This is a genomic window from Chryseobacterium sp. HNCC26DJ238 (assembly GCF_057180465.1).
On record NZ_JBXUGI010000011.1, the window covers coordinates 1 to 19,180 of the forward strand.

17 protein-coding genes and 1 tRNA gene are annotated in these 19,180 nt (G+C 36.5%); 9 read left to right on the forward strand and 9 right to left on the reverse strand.

The features are described 5' to 3' along the window. Positions 1–11: 11 nt before the first annotated feature. Both AC2A07_RS11465 and AC2A07_RS11470 read right to left on the reverse strand, forming a co-directional pair. The gene (locus AC2A07_RS11465; RefSeq protein WP_484050518.1) at positions 12–461 is read right to left on the reverse strand and encodes a GAF domain-containing protein; all 450 of its coding nucleotides are present in this window, start codon (positions 459–461) and stop codon (positions 12–14) included. 12 nt (positions 462–473) lie between these two features. Then, positions 474–1,901: a TonB-dependent receptor gene (locus AC2A07_RS11470; RefSeq protein WP_314497006.1), complete on the reverse strand. Its 1,428-nt coding sequence runs from the start codon at positions 1,899–1,901 to the stop codon at positions 474–476. A 53-nt stretch (positions 1,902–1,954) separates the two neighbouring features. Between AC2A07_RS11470 and AC2A07_RS11475 the strand changes: the two genes are divergently transcribed. Together AC2A07_RS11475 and AC2A07_RS11480 are read left to right on the forward strand one after the other, a co-directional pair. After that, positions 1,955–2,722 (forward strand): MBL fold metallo-hydrolase, encoded by a 768-nt coding sequence (locus AC2A07_RS11475; protein ID WP_484050519.1) that lies wholly within the window; start codon positions 1,955–1,957, stop codon positions 2,720–2,722. A 68-nt stretch (positions 2,723–2,790) separates the two neighbouring features. After that, positions 2,791–2,872, forward strand: a tRNA-Leu gene (locus AC2A07_RS11480). Positions 2,873–3,180: 308 nt separating this feature from the next. On the opposite strand, the gene AC2A07_RS11485 is transcribed toward AC2A07_RS11480, so the two are convergent. From AC2A07_RS11485 to AC2A07_RS11495, 3 genes are all read right to left on the reverse strand, one after another. Further along, positions 3,181–3,525 (reverse strand): hypothetical protein, encoded by a 345-nt coding sequence (locus AC2A07_RS11485; RefSeq protein ID WP_314495667.1) that lies wholly within the window; start codon positions 3,523–3,525, stop codon positions 3,181–3,183. Positions 3,526–3,972: 447 nt separating this feature from the next. Further along, complete coding sequence (locus AC2A07_RS11490) at positions 3,973–4,545, reverse strand: hypothetical protein (protein WP_314495670.1); 573 nt, start codon at positions 4,543–4,545, stop codon at positions 3,973–3,975. Positions 4,546–4,548: 3 nt separating this feature from the next. After that, the gene (locus tag AC2A07_RS11495; protein ID WP_484050520.1) at positions 4,549–5,058 is read right to left on the reverse strand and encodes a hypothetical protein; all 510 of its coding nucleotides are present in this window, start codon (positions 5,056–5,058) and stop codon (positions 4,549–4,551) included. 563 nt (positions 5,059–5,621) lie between these two features. On the opposite strand from AC2A07_RS11495, the gene AC2A07_RS11500 reads away from it, so the two are divergent. From AC2A07_RS11500 to AC2A07_RS11520, 5 genes are all read left to right on the forward strand, one after another. Further along, positions 5,622–5,978: a hypothetical protein gene (locus AC2A07_RS11500; protein ID WP_314495675.1), complete on the forward strand. Its 357-nt coding sequence runs from the start codon at positions 5,622–5,624 to the stop codon at positions 5,976–5,978. Between the two features lie 168 nt (positions 5,979–6,146). Beyond that, positions 6,147–8,135, forward strand: coding sequence for a PAS domain-containing sensor histidine kinase (locus AC2A07_RS11505; protein ID WP_484050521.1), 1,989 nt, complete (start codon positions 6,147–6,149; stop codon positions 8,133–8,135). 228 nt (positions 8,136–8,363) lie between these two features. After that, positions 8,364–8,858, forward strand: coding sequence for a sigma-70 family RNA polymerase sigma factor (locus AC2A07_RS11510; RefSeq protein ID WP_314495680.1), 495 nt, complete (start codon positions 8,364–8,366; stop codon positions 8,856–8,858). Next, positions 8,845–9,438 (forward strand): hypothetical protein, encoded by a 594-nt coding sequence (locus tag AC2A07_RS11515; RefSeq protein ID WP_484050522.1) that lies wholly within the window; start codon positions 8,845–8,847, stop codon positions 9,436–9,438. The genes AC2A07_RS11510 and AC2A07_RS11515 overlap by 14 nt, the downstream gene beginning before the upstream one ends. Before the next feature lie 321 nt (positions 9,439–9,759). Further along, on the forward strand, positions 9,760–10,728 hold the full coding sequence (locus AC2A07_RS11520; RefSeq protein WP_484050523.1) for an NAD(P)H-quinone oxidoreductase: 969 nt from the start codon (positions 9,760–9,762) through the stop codon (positions 10,726–10,728). Positions 10,729–10,945: 217 nt separating this feature from the next. Here AC2A07_RS11520 and AC2A07_RS11525 read toward each other — a convergent pair whose 3' ends face one another. The 4 genes from AC2A07_RS11525 to AC2A07_RS11540 all read right to left on the reverse strand — a co-directional run bounded on the left by AC2A07_RS11525 (position 10,946) and on the right by AC2A07_RS11540 (position 17,171). Beyond that, positions 10,946–12,148: an FAD-dependent monooxygenase gene (locus AC2A07_RS11525; protein ID WP_484050524.1), complete on the reverse strand. Its 1,203-nt coding sequence runs from the start codon at positions 12,146–12,148 to the stop codon at positions 10,946–10,948. A 154-nt stretch (positions 12,149–12,302) separates the two neighbouring features. Further along, positions 12,303–13,211 (reverse strand): helix-turn-helix domain-containing protein, encoded by a 909-nt coding sequence (locus AC2A07_RS11530; RefSeq protein ID WP_484050525.1) that lies wholly within the window; start codon positions 13,209–13,211, stop codon positions 12,303–12,305. Between the two features lie 193 nt (positions 13,212–13,404). Further along, a complete protein-coding gene (locus tag AC2A07_RS11535; protein WP_484050526.1) occupies positions 13,405–14,499 on the reverse strand; it encodes an NAD(P)-dependent alcohol dehydrogenase in 1,095 nt (364 codons plus the stop codon). A 1,043-nt stretch (positions 14,500–15,542) separates the two neighbouring features. Continuing rightward, positions 15,543–17,171, reverse strand: coding sequence for an ArnT family glycosyltransferase (locus AC2A07_RS11540; RefSeq protein ID WP_484050527.1), 1,629 nt, complete (start codon positions 17,169–17,171; stop codon positions 15,543–15,545). Positions 17,172–17,244: 73 nt separating this feature from the next. On the opposite strand from AC2A07_RS11540, the gene AC2A07_RS11545 reads away from it, so the two are divergent. Next, complete coding sequence (locus tag AC2A07_RS11545) at positions 17,245–18,213, forward strand: glycosyltransferase family 2 protein (RefSeq protein WP_484050528.1); 969 nt, start codon at positions 17,245–17,247, stop codon at positions 18,211–18,213. Then, positions 18,182–19,027 carry a lysylphosphatidylglycerol synthase transmembrane domain-containing protein gene (locus AC2A07_RS11550; protein ID WP_484050529.1) on the forward strand — a complete coding sequence of 282 codons (846 nt, stop codon included), beginning with the start codon at positions 18,182–18,184 and terminating at the stop codon, positions 19,025–19,027. Before AC2A07_RS11545 ends, AC2A07_RS11550 begins: the two co-directional genes overlap by 32 nt. The last annotated feature ends 153 nt before the right edge of the window (positions 19,028–19,180 follow it).

The window sequence follows — 19,180 nt, forward strand, 5'->3', positions numbered from 1 at the left end:
TTTAAATAAGATTACAAAATCTTAGAAACTTCATTACAAAGCCATTCCAGCAATTCTAAATCTTCTTTCGTAAAAGGATCAATGGTGTGTGAATCGATATCAATCTGACCGATATTTTCTCCATTTTTAAAGATAGGAACTACAATTTCTGCTTTCGTGTCGATTGAACAGCTCAGATAATTATCCTGCAAATGTACATCGGGAACGATAAAGGTTTCATTGGAAACAGCAACCTGTCCGCAAATCCCTTTTCCGTAAGGAATAATAATATGATCCGTCTCTGCTCCTACATACGGACCTAATTTCAACTCATCTTTATCACCGTTTTTAAAATAAAAACCGGTCCAGTTGAAATAAGCTATTTCCTGATCCAGTAGATGGCAGACTTTTTCAAGTTTCTCCTCAGTATTATGTTTTGGACTTTCCAGGATGAATGAAAGTCGTTTTTTTAATTCAGACATTTTAAATTTGTTTTAAGAAAATTGTTTTAGAGAAAGTTCCTGCTTATACCCGAACATTCCTCTTTCTTTTATCATTTCAGCAACACCTTCCGGCACCTGATTTTCCCAGCCGCTGACGTTGCAGGCTATTTTCCTCAGTATTTCCCGTGAATAGATTTCCAAAAACTCCGGATCATAATTTTTAATATCTACAATACGGTTGTTAAGTTTGAAATATTTATATAATTCTTTAAGACTTTCTTCAACTTTAAGATTGGCAGAATCCAGCAGTTCGTGGGTTTCAGGATCTTTATAAGGATAGAGGTAAACTCTCATTCCGTTACGGAAGAATTTACCGAAAGCCTCCAGGATTCCTCCTGACAGGTCTTTATAATATTTCTCATCGAATACCATCAGCATATTATTTACCCCCATTGCTACTCCGATATCACCATTCGTGTAATGGGAGAAATAATCAATCAGTCTGTAATATTCTGAAAAGTTTGAAATAATTACGGTATATCCCAATTTACCCAGAACATCTACTCTATCCAGGAAATCCCGCTCGTCAATATCTCCGTCTGCACGAAGGTTGGAGATGGTGATTTCTATCAGAACTTCTGTCTCTTCATGGGTGCAGATAGCGTCTTTCAGGAACATATCCATCCCGTTTCTGAGCATATCAATATTTACTCTTGTCACCGGTCTGAAACTCCCGCGAACAGCAAAAATATTTTTTTTGTATAAAACGTCAGCCGGGAGCATATTGTTTCCCTGAGAATTGAAGATCACAGCATCAGTCATGTTATTCTTCACCAACTGCAGAGACATCAGCCTGTTGTCGACATAAGCGAAAGCGGGACCGCTGAAATCAATCATATCAATCTCAAGATTGTCCGTAGCCACATCGTCATAAAGTGATTCAATCAGTCTCCGTGGATTATCAAAATAGGTGAATGCCCCAAAAATAAGGTTGACACCAAGATTCCCCAAAGTTTCCTGCTGCAGGGTGGCATCATTTTCTTTGAATTTTACGTGAATGACAACTTCGTTATAATCCTCGTTTTCTTTTACCTGAAAACGGATTCCTACCCATCCGTGACCTTTCACTGTTTTGTCGAAGTTAATGGTAGTTACCGTATTGGCATAAGAAAAAAACTTTCTGTTCGGACTGTTTTCTCTGGAAATCCTTTCTTCAATCAACGAAACTTCATAGCGAAGCATTTTCCGAAGCCTGTTTTGTGTTACATACCTGTTTTTTACCTCTTTTCCGTAGATGGCATCACTAAAATCTTTGTCGTAAGCCGACATTGCTTTAGCAATCGTACCGGAAGCTCCTCCTGCTCTAAAAAAGTGTCGTACAGTTTCCTGTCCTGCTCCAATTTCTGCGAAAGTACCATAAATAGTAGGATCTAGATTAATTGTTAATGCTTTTTGTTTAGGAGTTAGTTTCTGATACATTAGGACATTAAATTTTTCGTAAATTTACCAAAATTAAACCAACCTCAAAACAAATGAAGTTGAAATTTTTAGGAACCGGAACTTCCCAGGGTGTTCCCGTTATCGGGTGTACCTGCGAAGTCTGCACCTCCCCAAATCCGAAAGACAACCGTTTCAGAGCATCTGCAATGGTAACCACCGATGAAAATAAAAAAATCCTCATTGATTGCGGTCCCGATTTCCGTCAGCAAATGCTGATCAACAAAGAAAATAACATCGACATTGCACTGCTGACCCACGAACATAACGATCATGTGATCGGACTGGATGATATGAGACCCCTGATTTTTAAAAGCGGAAAAAACATGCCGCTGTACTGCAGCGAAATAGTAGGAAATGAAGTTAAAAACCGTTTTCAGTATGCTTTTGCAGATGAAAGATATCCTGGTGCACCTGCATTTGACCTGCACACTATTGACAACAGTCCATTTGAAGTTTTAGATGTAAAAATCACCCCTGTTGAAGTGATCCATTACAAAATTCCTGTTTTGGGATACCGGTTTAAGAATTTAGCCTACATCACAGATGCCGGTTTTATTTCTGAAACAGAAAAACAGAAATTACAGGGTCTGGATGTCCTTATCTTAAACTGCATCCGTAAATTTGATCCACATCCTGCCCATTTCATATTACCGGATGTTATTGAGCTCTTCGAAGAACTCAAACCTAAAAAATTATTTCTGACCCATATCAGCCATCATTTTGGTCTGCATGATATTGAAGACAAGTTACTTCCTGCAGGAATCCACCTTGCCTACGATGGTTTGGAGATTATTTTTTAATCAAAATGTTTCAAAAAGTTTTTGAAGATTAAAAAAAGTTCCTATATTTGCACACCAATTAAAAACAAGCCCAGTTGGCGGAATTGGTAGACGCGCTAGACTCAAACTCTAGTATCGAAAGATGTACCAGTTCGATTCTGGTACTGGGTACAAGACCGGAAAGAGGTGATCAATCACTTTCTTTCCGGTTTTTTTGTTAATAACTTTATTGTTAACCTAATAGATACAAGACAGTAAAACGCTTGTTTAAGTAGTTTGATAATGATCTTAAAAAAATATCAATTTTTCAGAGAACATCGAACTTATTATTTGAAGTTTTAAAGTAATTACACACTTAAACTATCATTTAATAATCCATTTATCCTCCTAAATTCTGTTAAAAAAAGAGTTTTTCAGATAAACATAATTAGCTAATGAACTTTATAAAAATGCACACATGCAGATCACTAAGGTTTAACTTAAAATTTAAACTTTAATTTTGGCAACGAATTAAGAGTTGCTTTTAAAATCATATCACCACTATTTACCGGTCCATATTTTCCAATATTTCTTAGTAATTCATTAGTTTCTCTTGGTCTGTATTGTACTTGATTATCTATTGTCGGCAGAGTTTTTTGATATACATCGACCTTAAAATCCTTGCTTCTCGTTTCAGCAAGGTCAGTAAAAATATTTTTTTTCAAACAAAAAGAAGTTGACTCTGATTTTGGAAAAACCTGGTTTGAGTTATTCTGAACTTCTGATTGAGCAAACAAAGTATCTAAACTGTTAAAAAGAAGTATACTGATAATAATTTTTTTCATAAAACAAAGATGATAAAAAAATGCAAAAATAAATATGATTCATCTTAATTCTTTAATTTTTTTTTACTATATCCTACCAAATGCTTAACAATCCTTTATAAAAGTTAACGAATTTTAATCTATTGAATTAATCAAAATTTGTATTTGCATTTTTATTTTTAAAATAAGAGTAAATCTGATGATTTCTGTAAATCACATCTCATCATTTTCAGTTAGAATTCTATTGACCTTAGTCTGATTTGTGAGAAAAGCAAAACAATACAGCTTATTTCATCAGGATAAGAATATAGATCAATTAACATTTAATGATTCTTGAATTAAAAATGACTAATTTATAGGAAAAACAAATCCCTTTTCCGTAGAAAAGGGATTTGTTTTTCCTATAAATATTTGCCTAATATAATTAAAGCAAAAGAAAAATCTTTCTTCAAATTATATAAAAGACAATCACCTTTTTTCTAAGAGTGGTATGATTTTTCTTTTGATCATTGGCATAGCATCTTTCCAATCGGGATCATTTTCATTATCCTTGTAATTGGTAACCAATACAGTTTGTCCTTCCTTATTGATCAATATAAATTTAGAAAAATCAGCAATATTCTCAAACTGGGGAGGGGTGATATCCGTTACAAATTGACGATTTCTCTTTTTAACACCTCCCTCATAAACTGCGTCTTTCAAAACTAACATTTTTGCATCAGGTGCATATTTTTCTATATAATTTATTCCATTAATGATCTTCCGATCAGATTCTCCTTCCACTAAAACAATATAAACATTGGTTTTAAAAAATTTCTCTAAATAAAGTGCCTGTAACAGATGCATTCTGCATGGTGCACACCAACTTGCAAATGTATAAAAAACAGTAATTGGTTGATCGGAATTTTTTGCAATACAAATCAAGTCCTCTTTATCCACTTTTTTAATGTTCAGAGATGTTGATTCAATTATTTCACATTTCTCTTGGGCAGTAAAAAATCCACTAACTAAAAAGAAATAAATTATATAAAAAAATTTCATAATTTACAATTGCTCAACAATGATTTTATACCCTCCATACTCACCTATAGAATTATCCAGTTGGTATTCTCCGGCTTTCAGAAGATAATTTTCTCCTGCATTAAAATCTTGATCAATGTAGAAAACAGTGTCATATTGATTAGGATCAACATTTTGATTTAAATAAATCAGCGCACTAAATTCATTATTTGGATTCTGGATAATGTCACCCACTAACGGTGTACTCTTTGGTGCACTAGTAGGAGGAAGGTCAATGATATCAATACTAAAAACAACCAATCCACAAACACCGAAACCTGCACATTCCTTTGAAACACGACCTAATGTAAATTCAAAACTACCAACAAATCCAGATGGAGCTCTTCTATCTGCGCTAGAAGTTTCTCGAGCTCCACTTCCCAAAAAACTTGCATTCAACTCCTTTTTTTCAACCATTGCATCATCAGAGTTCGCACATGAATTCAACGATAATGACATTCCAATTACTGCCGCAGCAAATAAAAATTTTTTCATAGTATTAGTTTTTGTTATATTTTTTTAACAGTGCGAATATAATTGTAAATGTAGATGCACGCAAGTGAATAGCATTAAATTTGTAAAATAAATCAAAAAAATATGAATAAAAATAATCAAATGGCTCTAATCATATAAAATCAAAAAAACTGATTTATAAAAAATTAGATAACCTCATCAGAGCAAGCATCACTTTTAAATTTGGCAATCCTATTTCAGGAAATTGGATAGATGCTATGGAAACTGTACAATGTCAATCGTATCCAGTATTGGTTTGTAATTGAAGATTATTTTTTAAAGCGTGAAAAATTATTACTTTTGATGAGTAATGAAAATGGAGAGCCTATATCATGACAAACGAAATTAAAATATTAGTTGACTTTGTAGAAGGAGTATTATCCGGAAATTTACAGCATCAAAAAATCGAAAGCTTTACTTTCAGACAAAAAAACTGGTATTAAACTAGCTCAGTTTTTTCCATATCAAGTAAACGAATCAAACCTATATATTTTCCAAAAATACAGTGGCAGAATAGCATATTTCTATTTGCGTAATGCACAAATTTGAATATCTTACGATATTTACAACATCTTCATGGAAAAGATCATCATATCTATTTCAATTATGTTTTCATTAACAGTAATCCCACTATTCTGGAACCAGCCCATTTTCAAAACAGTAAAAAAGTAATACTGATTAGCGGTTCAGAAACAGCTTCTATTATTAAAAATAATGAAAAAAGCCGGAAAAAATTTTACAGGAAATTTCAGGAATCGCAGGGATTATTAACTGTATCAAAAATTGGTTTCGACAATAAAAAAACTCAGGCTTTAGTCTATTATGGAAATCATTCTCATTATTTAGCGGGAGCAGGATACTTAGCTTATATCAAAATAAAAGGAGAGAACAGTTGGAATTAATTTCCTTAACTGAACTTTGGATATCCTGAAAAAACGTTGTACAGCAAGAGTTTCAGCCAGATTGATTCGAAACTGCAAATTCAGCTTTACTGACTTTTCCGGTATTTTACCTACCACGATTTTAGGTCAGTAAAAAGACTTTTGTATATCTTTACACAATTTATGAGTATGCAAGAAACTTTGTCCGATAAAAGCTTCAGCCTGGATTTAATTATCCAGGCACTGGCTTCGTCTCCGGCACCTACATCTATTTATTCAGGCAATGATATGATCATCCGTTTTGCAAACGAGGGCATGTTGGCGCTGTGGGGAAAAGACTCGTCTGTCATCGGTAAACCTTTGATGGAGGCAATTCCTGAACTTGAAGGACAACCTTTTTTAGCTTTATTGCAGGAGGTATGGCGTTCCGGAAAAACATATTCTGTCCATGAGGCGCCTGCCAGACTGATCAAAAACGGAGTGGAAAAACTTGATTATTTTGATTATGAATACAAGGCGCTGACTGATGAGAATAATAAGACATGGTGTATCCTCAATACGGCACTTGAGGTAACTTCACGCAGGGAATTTTTACAGCAGATAAAAGAAAAAGAAGAAATAGAAGATGCTCTTAATGAGGAAATGGCTGCCACACTGGAAGAGCTGACCTCCACTAATGAAGAGCTCAACAATTCTATAAAGCAGCTTGACCAGAGCAGAGAATATATCCGAACAATCATTGAACAGGCTCCTGTTGGAATTGCGATGCTGAAGGGGGCTGATCATATTATTGAAATCGCCAATCCTGCCATTTTGAAAATATGGGGCCGTACAGAAGCGGAAGTAATCGGCTACCCGCATGAGAATGCTCGTCCGGAACTGCATGGCCAGTCTGTAAACAGGTGGCTAAAAGAAGTCTACAGAAGCGGAAAACCAAAAATCAACACTGAGTTTGCGGTCAGACTGCATCATCCTGATGGATTGAGAGAAGCAATTGTCAATTCCATCTATCAACCTATTTTTTCTGATCGCGGCGAGATTTCAGGTGTTCTTGTTATTATTGAAGAAATCACGCAGCAGGTCCTGGCACGGCGAAAGAATGAAAACGACCAGTCGATGCTTGCCCTGGCGATCGATGCAGGAGAACTTGCTACTTTCTATTATCAGCCGGCAACAAACCTTTTTTCCGGAAACAATCTGCTTAAAAACTGGTTTGGCCTGTCTTCCGGGGAAAGTTTAGATCTTTCTCTTGCACTAGCGTCAATCTTACCGGAGGATCGGGATCGGGTTATTGCAGCGATCACGAAGTCGCTGGATAAAAATTCTGACGGTCATTATTTCATAGAATATAAAATACAAAACAAAATAGATCAGCAGATCAGGCTGCTACAGGCCAATGGCAGAGTTTTCTATGATCAGGAAGGCAATCCGCTAAGCCTTAATGGCACCTTGAGGGATATTACAAAACAAAAGGAAGAGGAGGAGCGCAAGGATGATTTCATGGGTATGGTCAGTCATGAACTTAAAACCCCGCTTACATCGCTGAAAGCCTACATTCAGATTTTACAACGAATGGAAGTAGGCCAGGATCACTCCAGACAGCAGAATATACTGGAAAAATGTCTGAAACAGGCGGATTATATGAACAGCATGATTAATGGTTTTCTTAATGTATCAAGACTTGATTCCGGACAGCTTCATTTGGAAAAAACATCTTTTGATTTCCATTTATTATTCTCGGAAGTTGAAGATGAAATACTTTCTGCCAACCCCAGCCGTAACTTTATTTTTAAGCCTTCCGGAACCGCATTCATACTTGCTGACCGTGAAAAAATATCACAGGTACTCCATAACCTTATTGGAAATGCGATCAAATATTCTCATTTCGGAACGCCTGTCACGGTAGAGTACATGAGCATTGGCGATAACGGTCTGAAAGTTAACGTTCAGGATCAGGGAATAGGAATATTGGCCGATGATCAGCAGAGAATATTCGACCGGTACTATCGGGTGAAGGATATGGACAGCAGATCCATATCTGGGTTCGGTATCGGACTTTATCTCTGCAAAGAAATTATTGAACTCCATAACGGTACTATTCAGGTACAGAGTTCCAAAAACGAACGGACCGTATTCTCATTCATTCTGCCGACAGATGGGCAGAATCTAATCGACTGATATAAGCAAAAAGGCTAAAAGCATCAAAAATGAAAGAAATACCTCCCGTTTTCCTGAAGGTATTTGCCTGTATAAAGATCAATTCCAACTACAGTTTGTAATCAAAATTCTGATCAGAAAACAAATCTGTCTTACTCATAATACAAGCGTCTCAAAATTCCAGACGCTTTTTTTGTTTAAAAATGTAACATTTTCTGTTTATCAGACTCTAAATTTCAAAACAAGACAATGCAGGTTTTAAACTTCGAAGAGATATACCATGATTACTGGAAGAAGATATTTCGTCTCTGTATGGGTTATGTGAATGATAACGATGCGGCAAAAGACCTCTGCCAGGAAACATTTGTGGCGGTTTTCCAGCAATTACCAAAATTCAGGCAGGAAGCTGCAATCGGTACATGGATTTACAGAATTGCCACCAATATCTGTTTAAGACAAATCAATGTTGAGAAACGGATGCCGAAAGATGAGCTGCCTTATCAGATCAATGATAATTCCTGCAGGGATGATAAGACTGAACAGGATAAAATGACCGATTTCCTTTATCAGTGTATCTCAGAATTACCCGAAATGGAAAGAATTATTATATCTCTTGAACTGGAAGAAATGAAACAGACTGAAATTGCTGAAGTTGTAGGAATTTCACCTGCAAATGTAAGAGTCAAAATACACAGGATTAAAGAAAAATTAACCCAAAAATTTAAAAATTATGCAGACAGATAACATCAATTTCACAGATATATGGAATAAGAAAACAATACAGATTCCTAATATTCACGAAATAAAATCCAAAGCTGACAATTACAGAAAAAAACAACTGAAAGCTACAATCTGCCACATGTCCGTTCTTCTTGCCACGGCTTTTGGGATAATTTTCATCTGGAATGTCATTGATTTTAAAATGATCAGCACCGTTGTCGGTATTGTTCTGATTCTCATCGCTCTAGGCATGTACATTTTCTTATCTTTTCAGAAAATCAACGTGATCCGAAAAATAAATCCTTCTATGAGTAATCAGCAGTATCTTGCTTCACTGAAAAAATTACATCTTCAGCAGAATTATATGCATACGAAAGGAATTGGTATCTATTATATCCTGCTGACTGCGGGTTTTGCCTTTTATTTTTATGAATTTGCACTGAAGATGTCAGCTTCAGCCAGAATTATGGTTTATGGATTAACGTTTTTATGGTTGGCAGTTACATGGTTTTTACTGCGTCCAAGACAGATCAGAAAGCAGAATGAAAAGATTATAAAGATTATCGATTCTTTGGAAACCATTGAAAATGTTCTGGAAGAGTAAAACAGGAAGGATCACAAAAAACGTTTCACACCATTTTGAATTGGATTTATTTTCGGTGCCCTGATGTTTAAAAGATCGGATGGAGAAGTTTTTTGGAAAATCAGGTAATAACTGATCACTGGTTAACCTGACTTTTACAGGTCGGCACAAATTATGGATAGATACCGTAAACTTTTTATCGGGGACATTGACCCATCGTTGCTTTTACAGCATGCTCTCTGCCTCCATAAAATAAAAACAATCCGCATGAAGTTAAGGATTGGTAACTTACATAAGGCAGCAAAAAAAGTTTATAATTAATCTTATACGAAATTAAAAAAAATGAAAGCAATCATTATTACAGAATTCGGTGGTCCTGACGTACTAAAATTTCAGGAGTCTACGATTCCGGAGATCTCTGGAGATGAGGTACTCATTGAAGTAAAAGCAGCCGGAGTTAACCGGCCGGACGTATTTCAGCGTGAAGGCGGTTATCCTGCACCTGATGGTGTTGCCGCTGAAATCCCGGGACTGGAAGTTTCAGGAACAATTGTAAAATGTGGACCTGATGCTGTAGAGTTTAAAGTCGGTGATCGGGTTTGTGCACTGTTGACCGGAGGCGGTTATGCAGAATATGCAGCAGTAAGAGAAGGTCAATGCCTTCCGGTTCCTGAAGGCCTCAGTTTTGCCGAAGCCGCAAGTTTACCGGAAACGGTATTTACGGTCTGGTCAAATGTTTTTAAAAGAGGAAAACTTGCGTCCGGAGAAACATTCCTGCTACACGGCGGCAACAGTGGGATTGGAATAACAGGTATCCAGATTGCCCGTGCTTTGGGATCAAAAGTGATTGTTACCGTTGGTTCGGATGAAAAAGGTCAGAAATGCCTTGAACTTGGTGCAGATTCTTATATCAATTACAAAACACAGAATTTCGAAACCGAATTGCAAAATGAAGGCGTTGATGTTATTCTGGATATGATTGGCGGTAATTATTTATCTAAAAACATAAATATTCTGAATCCGGATGGCAGATTGGTTCATATCAATGCCGTAGATGGCAGCCGGGTAGATCTTGATATACGGAAAGTAATGACAAAACGCCTGACCATCACAGGAAGCACTCTGAGAAGCAGAGAATATGCTTTTAAAAAACAGGTGGCCAAAGAAATCCGGATGAACGTATGGCCGCTGATAGAATCAGGGAAATTCAAACCAGTCATTTATAAAACATTTCCGCTTGCTCAGGCTGCCGAAGCGCACCGGCTCCTGGAAGACGGTTCACATACCGGTAAAATTATTCTTGTAAGATAACATCTGATACAAAGAGATCTTTTTGCGGGCGAAGCCGGAATTTGCCGTCTTTAAATCCAATACTTACAGATCAGAAATAAATACACCAGAGTAAAAACATTTTTCCTCTGATGTATTTATTCTTACAGGATTTTATTTTCAATATTTGCTCTACCCAAATCATGTCGGACTTAAAGTGAATTTTTAAAAACTGAAGTTGTATTTTATCGGGTGATCGCTAATAATCCGTTTTACCATAATCCGGTAATATAATCTCTTTTTTATCGTCTTTATTATTTCCTGAAAAAACACCCATTAACCATCTGACAGGCTTACTTCCGGCAATCGTGACTAATTTATTCAGCAAAGCAACTCCCCACTTTGATTTCGGATATACGATCCCAGGAATACCCGGTGGCAGTTTCTGGCATTCTTCTACGTATGGCCTCATTTTTTCTTCATAATTTCTGAGGGCTTCCTCATAATCTTCTGCCATTGAAAGCTCGCCGGCAAGAATGTATGCTCCTGCCATCGCCAGATCGGTACCTTTTCCTGCAATAGGAGTAGCACACCATGCTGCGTCACCGGTTATCACTACCCTTCCAATGCTCAATCGTTTAATTTTCACCTGGCTGACCCTTTCAAAATAGAGATCATTGGTGTTCTCAATTTCTTTGATAAGCCTTTCAGATTCCCAGCCTGCACCATTTATGCGATGGATAAGCGCTTTTTTTTGCTCCTGATCATCAAGGTCTTTAAATTCATTTTCCTTCGCCAGAAAAGTAACAGAAGCTCTTGTTTCACCGTAATTGTCCGGACGTAACATAAATACAATACCTTCCTGAGCATTATACCATCGTGCCCACCGACTGTCGGTTTCTTTTTTTGGAATAGTAAGATAGGCAGTATATAAGCCTAAATATTTAAAATCCGGACGATTGCCGAAAGCAAGATCACGAGTAGAAGAGCCTATGCCTTCAGCAGAAACGACTATATCATATATATCTTTCTTTCCGCTTGCAAAATTAACTTCTACCTCATTTTCTGTTTGCATAAGTTGGATGATATGATCTCCAAAAATATACTCAACGTCCTTTGCGGTATGATCATAGAGTATTTTAACCAAATCGCCACGAAGTATCTCAAGTTCCTGAGTCATGCTCATTGAACTCCCGGCTGGAAATTCTGCCAGAGTACGGTTACCTGAATCAACGAAGCGAAGCCCGATCTCTGTAGTATTGAGCGCGCGGATCTCTTCTACGATTCCCATCTTAAGGGCAACTTCTTTCGCAGGACCTTTCACGTCAATATTTTGACCGCCCAGCCTTAATTCAGGGGAAAGCTCTATCACAGTGACCTCAAAACCGTACTTATACAGCCAGTATGCTAAGGTAGGACCTGCAATGCTTGCACCTGAGACTAGTATTTTTTTATTTTTCATAGATTACTTAATTTTTTGTGACAGAATGTTTTTCTCTGTAATTTTAAGACAGATCAGTCAGAATGGTTTTTTCAGAGATATAACAAAATTCCATTCCGTTGTACGACCAAACCTTAACAGGAACCTGCTTTGCTTTACAGACCATGATATATAATTATTTCTTTTTACTGTCTGACCGCAGTTGTTGCACTTCTTTCCGGAACACGGTAGGAGATTTACCTGCAACTTTTGAAAAGAGCCTGATAAAATACTTCCAGTCAGCAAACCCCAGGCTGTACGCAATTTCCTTCACACTTCCGGTCGTATAAAGTAACTGACGCTGCGCCTCGGCTATGATCTCCTGCTGAATAAAATCAGTAGACGGAAAACCTGTAGTTTTTTTGACTGTGTCATTAAGATAGGTAACTGAAATGTTAAGCTTCTCTGCATATGATGCAGGCTTTTTCAGTTCTCTAAAATGCTTTCGGACAAGTCTTTTAAAGTCCTGAGTGATTTGTACAGGTCTGGAAGTGTAACTATCCGGAATATTCGTTCTTGCAGACCAAAACATCGTTGCTAACTTATAATAAACAATATTTACCATTCCGTACAACAGCTTCCTGCCAAAGGGACCATCTGATTTTTTGTCCGTACAGGTATATATACTGTCAAGAAAATTATTTAAAAAAGTCATTTCTACACCATTTACCGGAGAAAAACAAATCTCCTCAGTGGAGCATTCCAATGAGATTACTATTTCAGGATCGAGGATCTTCTCATCGAAAACCATTACCCATCCTTTGATATCGGTACTATCCACCGGCTGGTGAATCTGGCCTTTGGCAATAAGCAATACAGAAGATCCGGTCATGATCACATATTTATTATCAACCAGCATAGTTATGGAACCTTTTTCCAGCAGAAATAAGGAGATGTAATCATGTCGGTGTGCAACAGAAGTATCAGGCTCGCTTTCTGAAGGATTATATGACATCGACATTGGCGATATCATCAGGTCATCATTTTCACCGGAAAGCAAATGCAGCTGTATATTATCATTAAGCATCAGATCTATAATTTTCAATACAAAAATATTGTAATTTCACGGTTTTAAGTCTACCAATATGCTGCAATAGGTTCACAAATCACATGATATCATTTTGCTGCTTCTCTATATAATTTGCGGAGCATATTATTTTACATTTTTTATCTCCTGAATAAAAAAAGTGCAGATTTTCTCTCTGCACTTTGATTTTTTAAGAAAAAAACGGAGCTAATTAGTTGGCCATATCAATGACATAACGAAAGCGTACATCTTCATTTTTTATATGGTCAAAAGCATCGTTGATATCTTCGATTTTTGTCATTTCCACTTCCGGAGCAATACCATGTTCGGCACAAAATTCCAGGACTTCCTGCGTCTCTTTAATACCGCCGATTAATGATCCTCCCACAGACCTGTTGAATTTTGCTACTTCCATATTATCAAGCGGCTCCTTATATGCTCCAAGAAGTCCTACGGTTACCAACGAACCTTTAACACCTAAAAGCGGTACATACAGGTTAATATCAAAACCGTAAGGAATGGTAATTAATATAAAATCAAAGGCCAATTCACTGGCTTTCATCTCCTTTTTATTTTCTGAAACAAGCACCTCATCAGCACCCAGCTTAAGTGCTTCTTCCCGTTTTTCCTGCTTTGTGGTGATGGCAGTTACCTTTGCTCCCATCGCTTTTGCGATCTGCACAGCCATATGGCCTAAACCACCAATACCTACGATTGCCACAGTTGAGCCTTGTCTGATACCGGCATTCTTAAGCGGACTGTAAGTTGTAATGCCTGCACAGAGAATAGGTGCAGCGCTTGAAAGCTCTAATTTTTCGGGAATTGTCAATAAAAATTCTTTGTTTACAACAATATGGCTTGAATAGCCTCCAAAGGTATTATAATCAGATTCCGGATCATTGAAATAACCGTTATAGGTCATTGTAGCCCCATGCTCCCCTAAACATAACTGCTCTTCCCCTTTAGTACACGATTCACAATTCTGACAGCTGTCAATCATACAGCCTACCCCTACAATCTGGTCTATTTTAAAATTTGAAACTTCAGAGCCCGTCTCGATTATTTTACCTATCACCTCATGACCTGGTACGCAGGGATATCTTGTATTTTTCCAGTCATTATTCACCTGATGAATATCACTGTGACATACCCCACAGTACAGAACTTCAATGAGCACTTCATCAGATTTAGGTTTGTTGCGTATGATGTCCATCTCTTTTAATGTTTTACCATTGATAAAATCTCCGGAAGCGCCGAAGCCTTTCACACTGAACTTATTGTCATTATTCACAATACTTTTTTCCATAATAAATACTATTTTTTGTTTGGCATTAAATCTGAAATTATTTAAAAATATTTCTTCAGATATTTTTGACATCACAATTTTCAGACCAATACTTCATTCGCTTTATCTTTTCAGTTCAGGTGAATAAAGGTAGGGCAGTAATGACAGTTTCATCATCAAATTGGGTAATACAGTGCATCCGTTACCTGTAAACCGTCTTTCAAGTGCTTTTGCAGACACATCATTTACTCTGATTGGAATGGGCTAAAACATTTATTTTATTGTCTAATAATTTTTTTTTGGAGGAGGGGCAATTTCTTCGTTATGTTAATTGTAACTCCTAAGGAACCGTTATGTTTTCCTCAAACGGGTCAATACGGACGATAGAAGGAGCAGAAAACTTTCTGTGAGAAAAGTAGCGAAAAATGCTAAATTTATCTCTTAGTAACCTTCAGTATTACTACAGGGATTAAGATATGCTGTTGATTGCCAAAGTGGAATTTTATTTTGGAAGCTGTAAAAAAGAACTTACAGAAGCAATAAAACTTTTGACAGCGGACAGCACTCCTTATAAAGATGTTTTTCGCAAAAAAGGAAATATAGACTTTGGCATCAAGAAACAGTGAACTGAAAAAGCTGTTAAACCCTATTGCCTGTAGTCAATTAATCTCGCATCATTATTCTGCAAAAAGTCTGATGAGATCGTAAGTTTTCTTATCCCATTTGTAGAGGGATAATTCATTGTCAGTAATATTATTCCTCTGACGAAGGAAATAATTGAAATGATGGTAAAAGTCATTTCTATAGTGGAAAAGTAAAAGACAGGATTAAAATAAAAGAGGCAACAAGATTACCACAGCTAAAGACCCTATAGTCCCCCAAACGATTTCATAGAATACGGTCGGAAAAAACCAAATCTATCTACTTCCGACTTTTCCATACACCGGGGAAAGCCAAGATGATTTTCAGTGTTTTTGAATTATAAATTCTGAAAAAATCATTTAACATTTCTGTCACAGAAGAAATCTAAAATAACACACAGAATCTTAAAAATCTTAATCCTATCAGTCTTCAATCTGGATGAGAGAAAGCTTATCTGTCTGTGCTGAACGGGTTTTCGGATTTAAAAATTTTAATGAAAGTTTTGTTATCCTGAAATTATCCTCAGAATGTAATTTTTTAAATTGATGTTTCAATTTTCCTAAATGCTCGTCATAGATAATCAGAAATGCACCTGGTTTTAATTTATCTTCGTCTATTCTCGGTGTATTTCTCCGGGTATAAAAATCAAAATTCCAGGCCTCATAATCTGTCAGCATGTAGACGTTTTGCTTATTCAGCTTGTTTTTATTGACAAACTCTGCCATTTTCAGACTCGCCTGATACTGGGTAAGAACAGGATAAAACTGTGTATTAAGGAAAATATTTATGGAAATTGAAAAGATGAACGAGACCAAAATATACTTTCTGAAGAGATCCTGTTTTCTGAAAACAGTGCTAAGAAGAAAGATAAAAAGAAAACAGTACAAAGTATAAAAAAACATATTGTATATGCCTGTAAAAAAATAGGTCAAAAGCCCCACAGCTAGTGGAGAAGCAAAGACTAAAACTAATTGAATAACATACAGAATCTTCAATGTCCTATATAATTTATTTCTGTACAGATCAAAAAGATAGGCTGCACAAAATACAGAAAGAACAGCGATGAGCCCATTCAGATAATGAGGAAGCTTAAATTTTGAAAGTGAAAAAATAAGCATTACCATCCAAAAACCGCCTAAGGTGAGAAATTCGACCCCTTGAATCTTTGAAAACCTGTTTTTAATGAAAAAAACGGTCTTCTGTACAATCCCGAAATAAAATCCTAAAGAAAAGGGTAAAAATGTCCAGAGCAGGGTATGAAAGAAGAACAGGTAATCCGGGCTTGTCTCTTCAAAACCGCTCGCTGTGAGCCTGTTCATACTTTGGTTAAACAGGATAAACCTTATACCCTCCTCTCCAAACTGATGATGATAAGCATATAAGACAGGAAGAATTCCGACACTAAAACTGAAAGCAGCTAAGATAATTTTAAGATTAAAAAACTTTTTCCATTCTCTGGAATACAGAAGATATGCTAGAATACAGCACCCTATAATAACTACAGCCATCAGTCCTTTTGAAGAAAAAGCAAGGGCAGTTCCCAGTCCTGCCAATAAGGCATTGCTGCTTTTCCCGGCTTTTATGAAACCAACCAACTGCCATATAGAAAATATGATCAGCCCTGTAAGCACTGCATCTGTTCTTACATCATGAGCAGACAGGATAATGGTTTGCGCAGACAAAAAAATCAGGGAAGCGAAATATCCTATATTTTCTTTATTATATAAGATATCCGTCAGTTTTTTCGTGGAAAAAGCACCCAATGCAAGGGCAATCAAGGCAGGAATGCGATACGCAATTTGATTGATTCCAAAAATTTTCATCGAAAGTGCAGCGAGCCAGAAGTGTAGATGCGGCTTATCTAAGTAAGGACTGTCCCCTTTGTAAATATTGAAAAAATCATTGTTCAGGGCCATTCGCATAGCCATGGAGGCATGCTGTGCAGAATCATTTTCCATCAAAGGAATAAAAAGCCCTGATAAATAAACAATAAAAAAGCCGATATATATAAACAGAATTTCTCTCTGAGAAATTGGTAATATTTTGTTCATCTAAAAGTGCGTATTTTTTTATATTTTTACAATAGATAACGACACAAATCTAACAAAATATTACAATACAATAATGGATCGCGACAAATTTTATTCATTGGTCATTCCGATGTTTAATGAACAGGGAAATGCAGGACTTCTTATTGATAGAATTCGCGCCGCAATGAATAATTATTCCTATGAGCTCATTATTATTGATGACTGTTCCAGCGATCAGACTGTTAAAGAAATAATAGCTAAAAATGATCCGCGGGTTGTTTTGATCCAGTTAAAAAGAAATTATGGCCAGAGTTCTGCCATGATGGCGGGTTTTGATTACGCTTCAGGAGATTATATCATAACATTAGACGGAGATCTTCAGAATGACCCTTCGGATATTCCTGCAATGGTAGATCTTCTTGAAAATGGAGAATTTGATCTTGTTGTGGGGAAACGAGTTAAAAGAAAGGATTCTTCTTTGAAAACAATTCCTTCAAAAATAGCAAACCTGATCATTAAGAGTACCACCAAACTCAATATTTCAGATCAGGGATGTGCGTTGAAAGTTTTCACTTCCGAAACGGCTAAAGATCTTAATCTCTACGGTGAAAACCATCGTTTCATCAGTCTTATGGCTCATCTTAACGGAGCACGAATTGCAGAAATTCCTGTCAGGCATCATGCAAGGCAGCATGGAGAATCAAAATATAAGATTAACAGGACTTTCAAAGTCATCAATGATCTGCTCCTGGTTCTGTTTAACCAGAAGTACCTGGCAAAACCCATCTACCTTTTCGGAAATATGGGACTTCTCGTTTTTACGCTGGGAATGATCATCAATCTATATCTCTTAACGATAAAGCTTATGGGTCAGGATATCGGCACAAGACCTCTGCTGATTCTTGGAGTCATTCTAGTCTTTGTCGGTATCCAGTTTTTCATCACTGGTATTATTATCGATATGCAGATGAAAACCTATTACGAATCACAGGATAAAAGAGCCTTTAATATCAGAAAAACAATAGCATTCAGTGAAAAGCAATTGGAAAAAAGCATCTCTTAAAGGACTTAAAATCGTCATCAGTGCAGCCCTGCTCTATTTTGTCGTTCGAAAAATCCCTTTTAAAGATATTATTCAGATCTGGTCAGCCTTAGATATTTTTTATCTGATTATGGGTGCCGTTTTTTTTCTTATATCACAGATTATATCTGCCAAACGACTTGAGTTTTATTTTAATGCTCATCAGTTTAATTTAAACTTTTCAAGGAATCTTACGCTGTATTTTTTGGGAATGTTTTATAACTTTTTTATTCCCGGCGGAATTGGCGGGGATGCTTATAAAATTTATATACTCCATAAAAATCATGGCTGGAGCGTTAAAAAGCTCACTGCCAGTATCTTCAATGACAGACTTAGCGGTTTACTGGCAATCTGCTGTCTCATTCTTATTTTTTCAACCAGCCTGTTATCAGGAAAATGGCTTTTAATCAATCTGGCGTTACTGGCTTCCGGAGTTATTGTCGGTTACCTGATGTTGAAAAAAATATTTCCTGTCTACCGAAGAATTTATTTTAAAACGCTCTCTATCTCGTTTTTAATCCAGCTTTTGCAGTCTGTAAGCTTTGTATGCTTGTTAAAAAGTTTACAGATAACAGAAAATTTCACAGTTTATATCATTGTTTTTCTCTGTAGCTCTATTCTCAGCCTGATCTCTTTTGCTGGCATCGGAGCCCGTGAATTTCTTTTCCTCAAAGCATCTGCAATGTTTCATTTCAGTTCTGAAATTTCAGTTTCCGCTTCTCTTCTTTTTACGTTGGTTACTGCATTTTTTTCCTTGACGGGATTATTTGTCATGCTGCAGAACCGAAAATTATGACTTGCTGATAAATATTCTCTTAGCAACAGCTGAGAGAAACAGTGTTTGGCTAATATCAAATGTTTCGGGTATAAACTGCGTAATTATTTACATAAACTATATAATTTTGCATACCCGTGCATAATGATTAACTTTACTTTTGACCAAATTAAT

Coding starts and splice junctions, on each gene's coding strand:
- AC2A07_RS11465 (WP_484050518.1), bottom strand. CDS start 461: ATGTCTGAATTAAAAAAACGACTTTCATTCATCCTGGAAAGTCCAAAA.
- AC2A07_RS11470 (WP_314497006.1), bottom strand. CDS start 1,901: ATGTATCAGAAACTAACTCCTAAACAAAAAGCATTAACAATTAATCTA.
- AC2A07_RS11475 (WP_484050519.1), top strand. CDS start 1,955: ATGAAGTTGAAATTTTTAGGAACCGGAACTTCCCAGGGTGTTCCCGTT.
- AC2A07_RS11485 (WP_314495667.1), bottom strand. CDS start 3,525: ATGAAAAAAATTATTATCAGTATACTTCTTTTTAACAGTTTAGATACT.
- AC2A07_RS11490 (WP_314495670.1), bottom strand. CDS start 4,545: ATGAAATTTTTTTATATAATTTATTTCTTTTTAGTTAGTGGATTTTTT.
- AC2A07_RS11495 (WP_484050520.1), bottom strand. CDS start 5,058: ATGAAAAAATTTTTATTTGCTGCGGCAGTAATTGGAATGTCATTATCG.
- AC2A07_RS11505 (WP_484050521.1), top strand. CDS start 6,147: ATGCAAGAAACTTTGTCCGATAAAAGCTTCAGCCTGGATTTAATTATC.
- AC2A07_RS11510 (WP_314495680.1), top strand. CDS start 8,364: ATGCAGGTTTTAAACTTCGAAGAGATATACCATGATTACTGGAAGAAG.
- AC2A07_RS11515 (WP_484050522.1), top strand. CDS start 8,845: ATGCAGACAGATAACATCAATTTCACAGATATATGGAATAAGAAAACA.
- AC2A07_RS11520 (WP_484050523.1), top strand. CDS start 9,760: ATGAAAGCAATCATTATTACAGAATTCGGTGGTCCTGACGTACTAAAA.
- AC2A07_RS11525 (WP_484050524.1), bottom strand. CDS start 12,148: ATGAAAAATAAAAAAATACTAGTCTCAGGTGCAAGCATTGCAGGTCCT.
- AC2A07_RS11535 (WP_484050526.1), bottom strand. CDS start 14,499: ATGGAAAAAAGTATTGTGAATAATGACAATAAGTTCAGTGTGAAAGGC.
- AC2A07_RS11540 (WP_484050527.1), bottom strand. CDS start 17,171: ATGAACAAAATATTACCAATTTCTCAGAGAGAAATTCTGTTTATATAT.
- AC2A07_RS11545 (WP_484050528.1), top strand. CDS start 17,245: ATGGATCGCGACAAATTTTATTCATTGGTCATTCCGATGTTTAATGAA.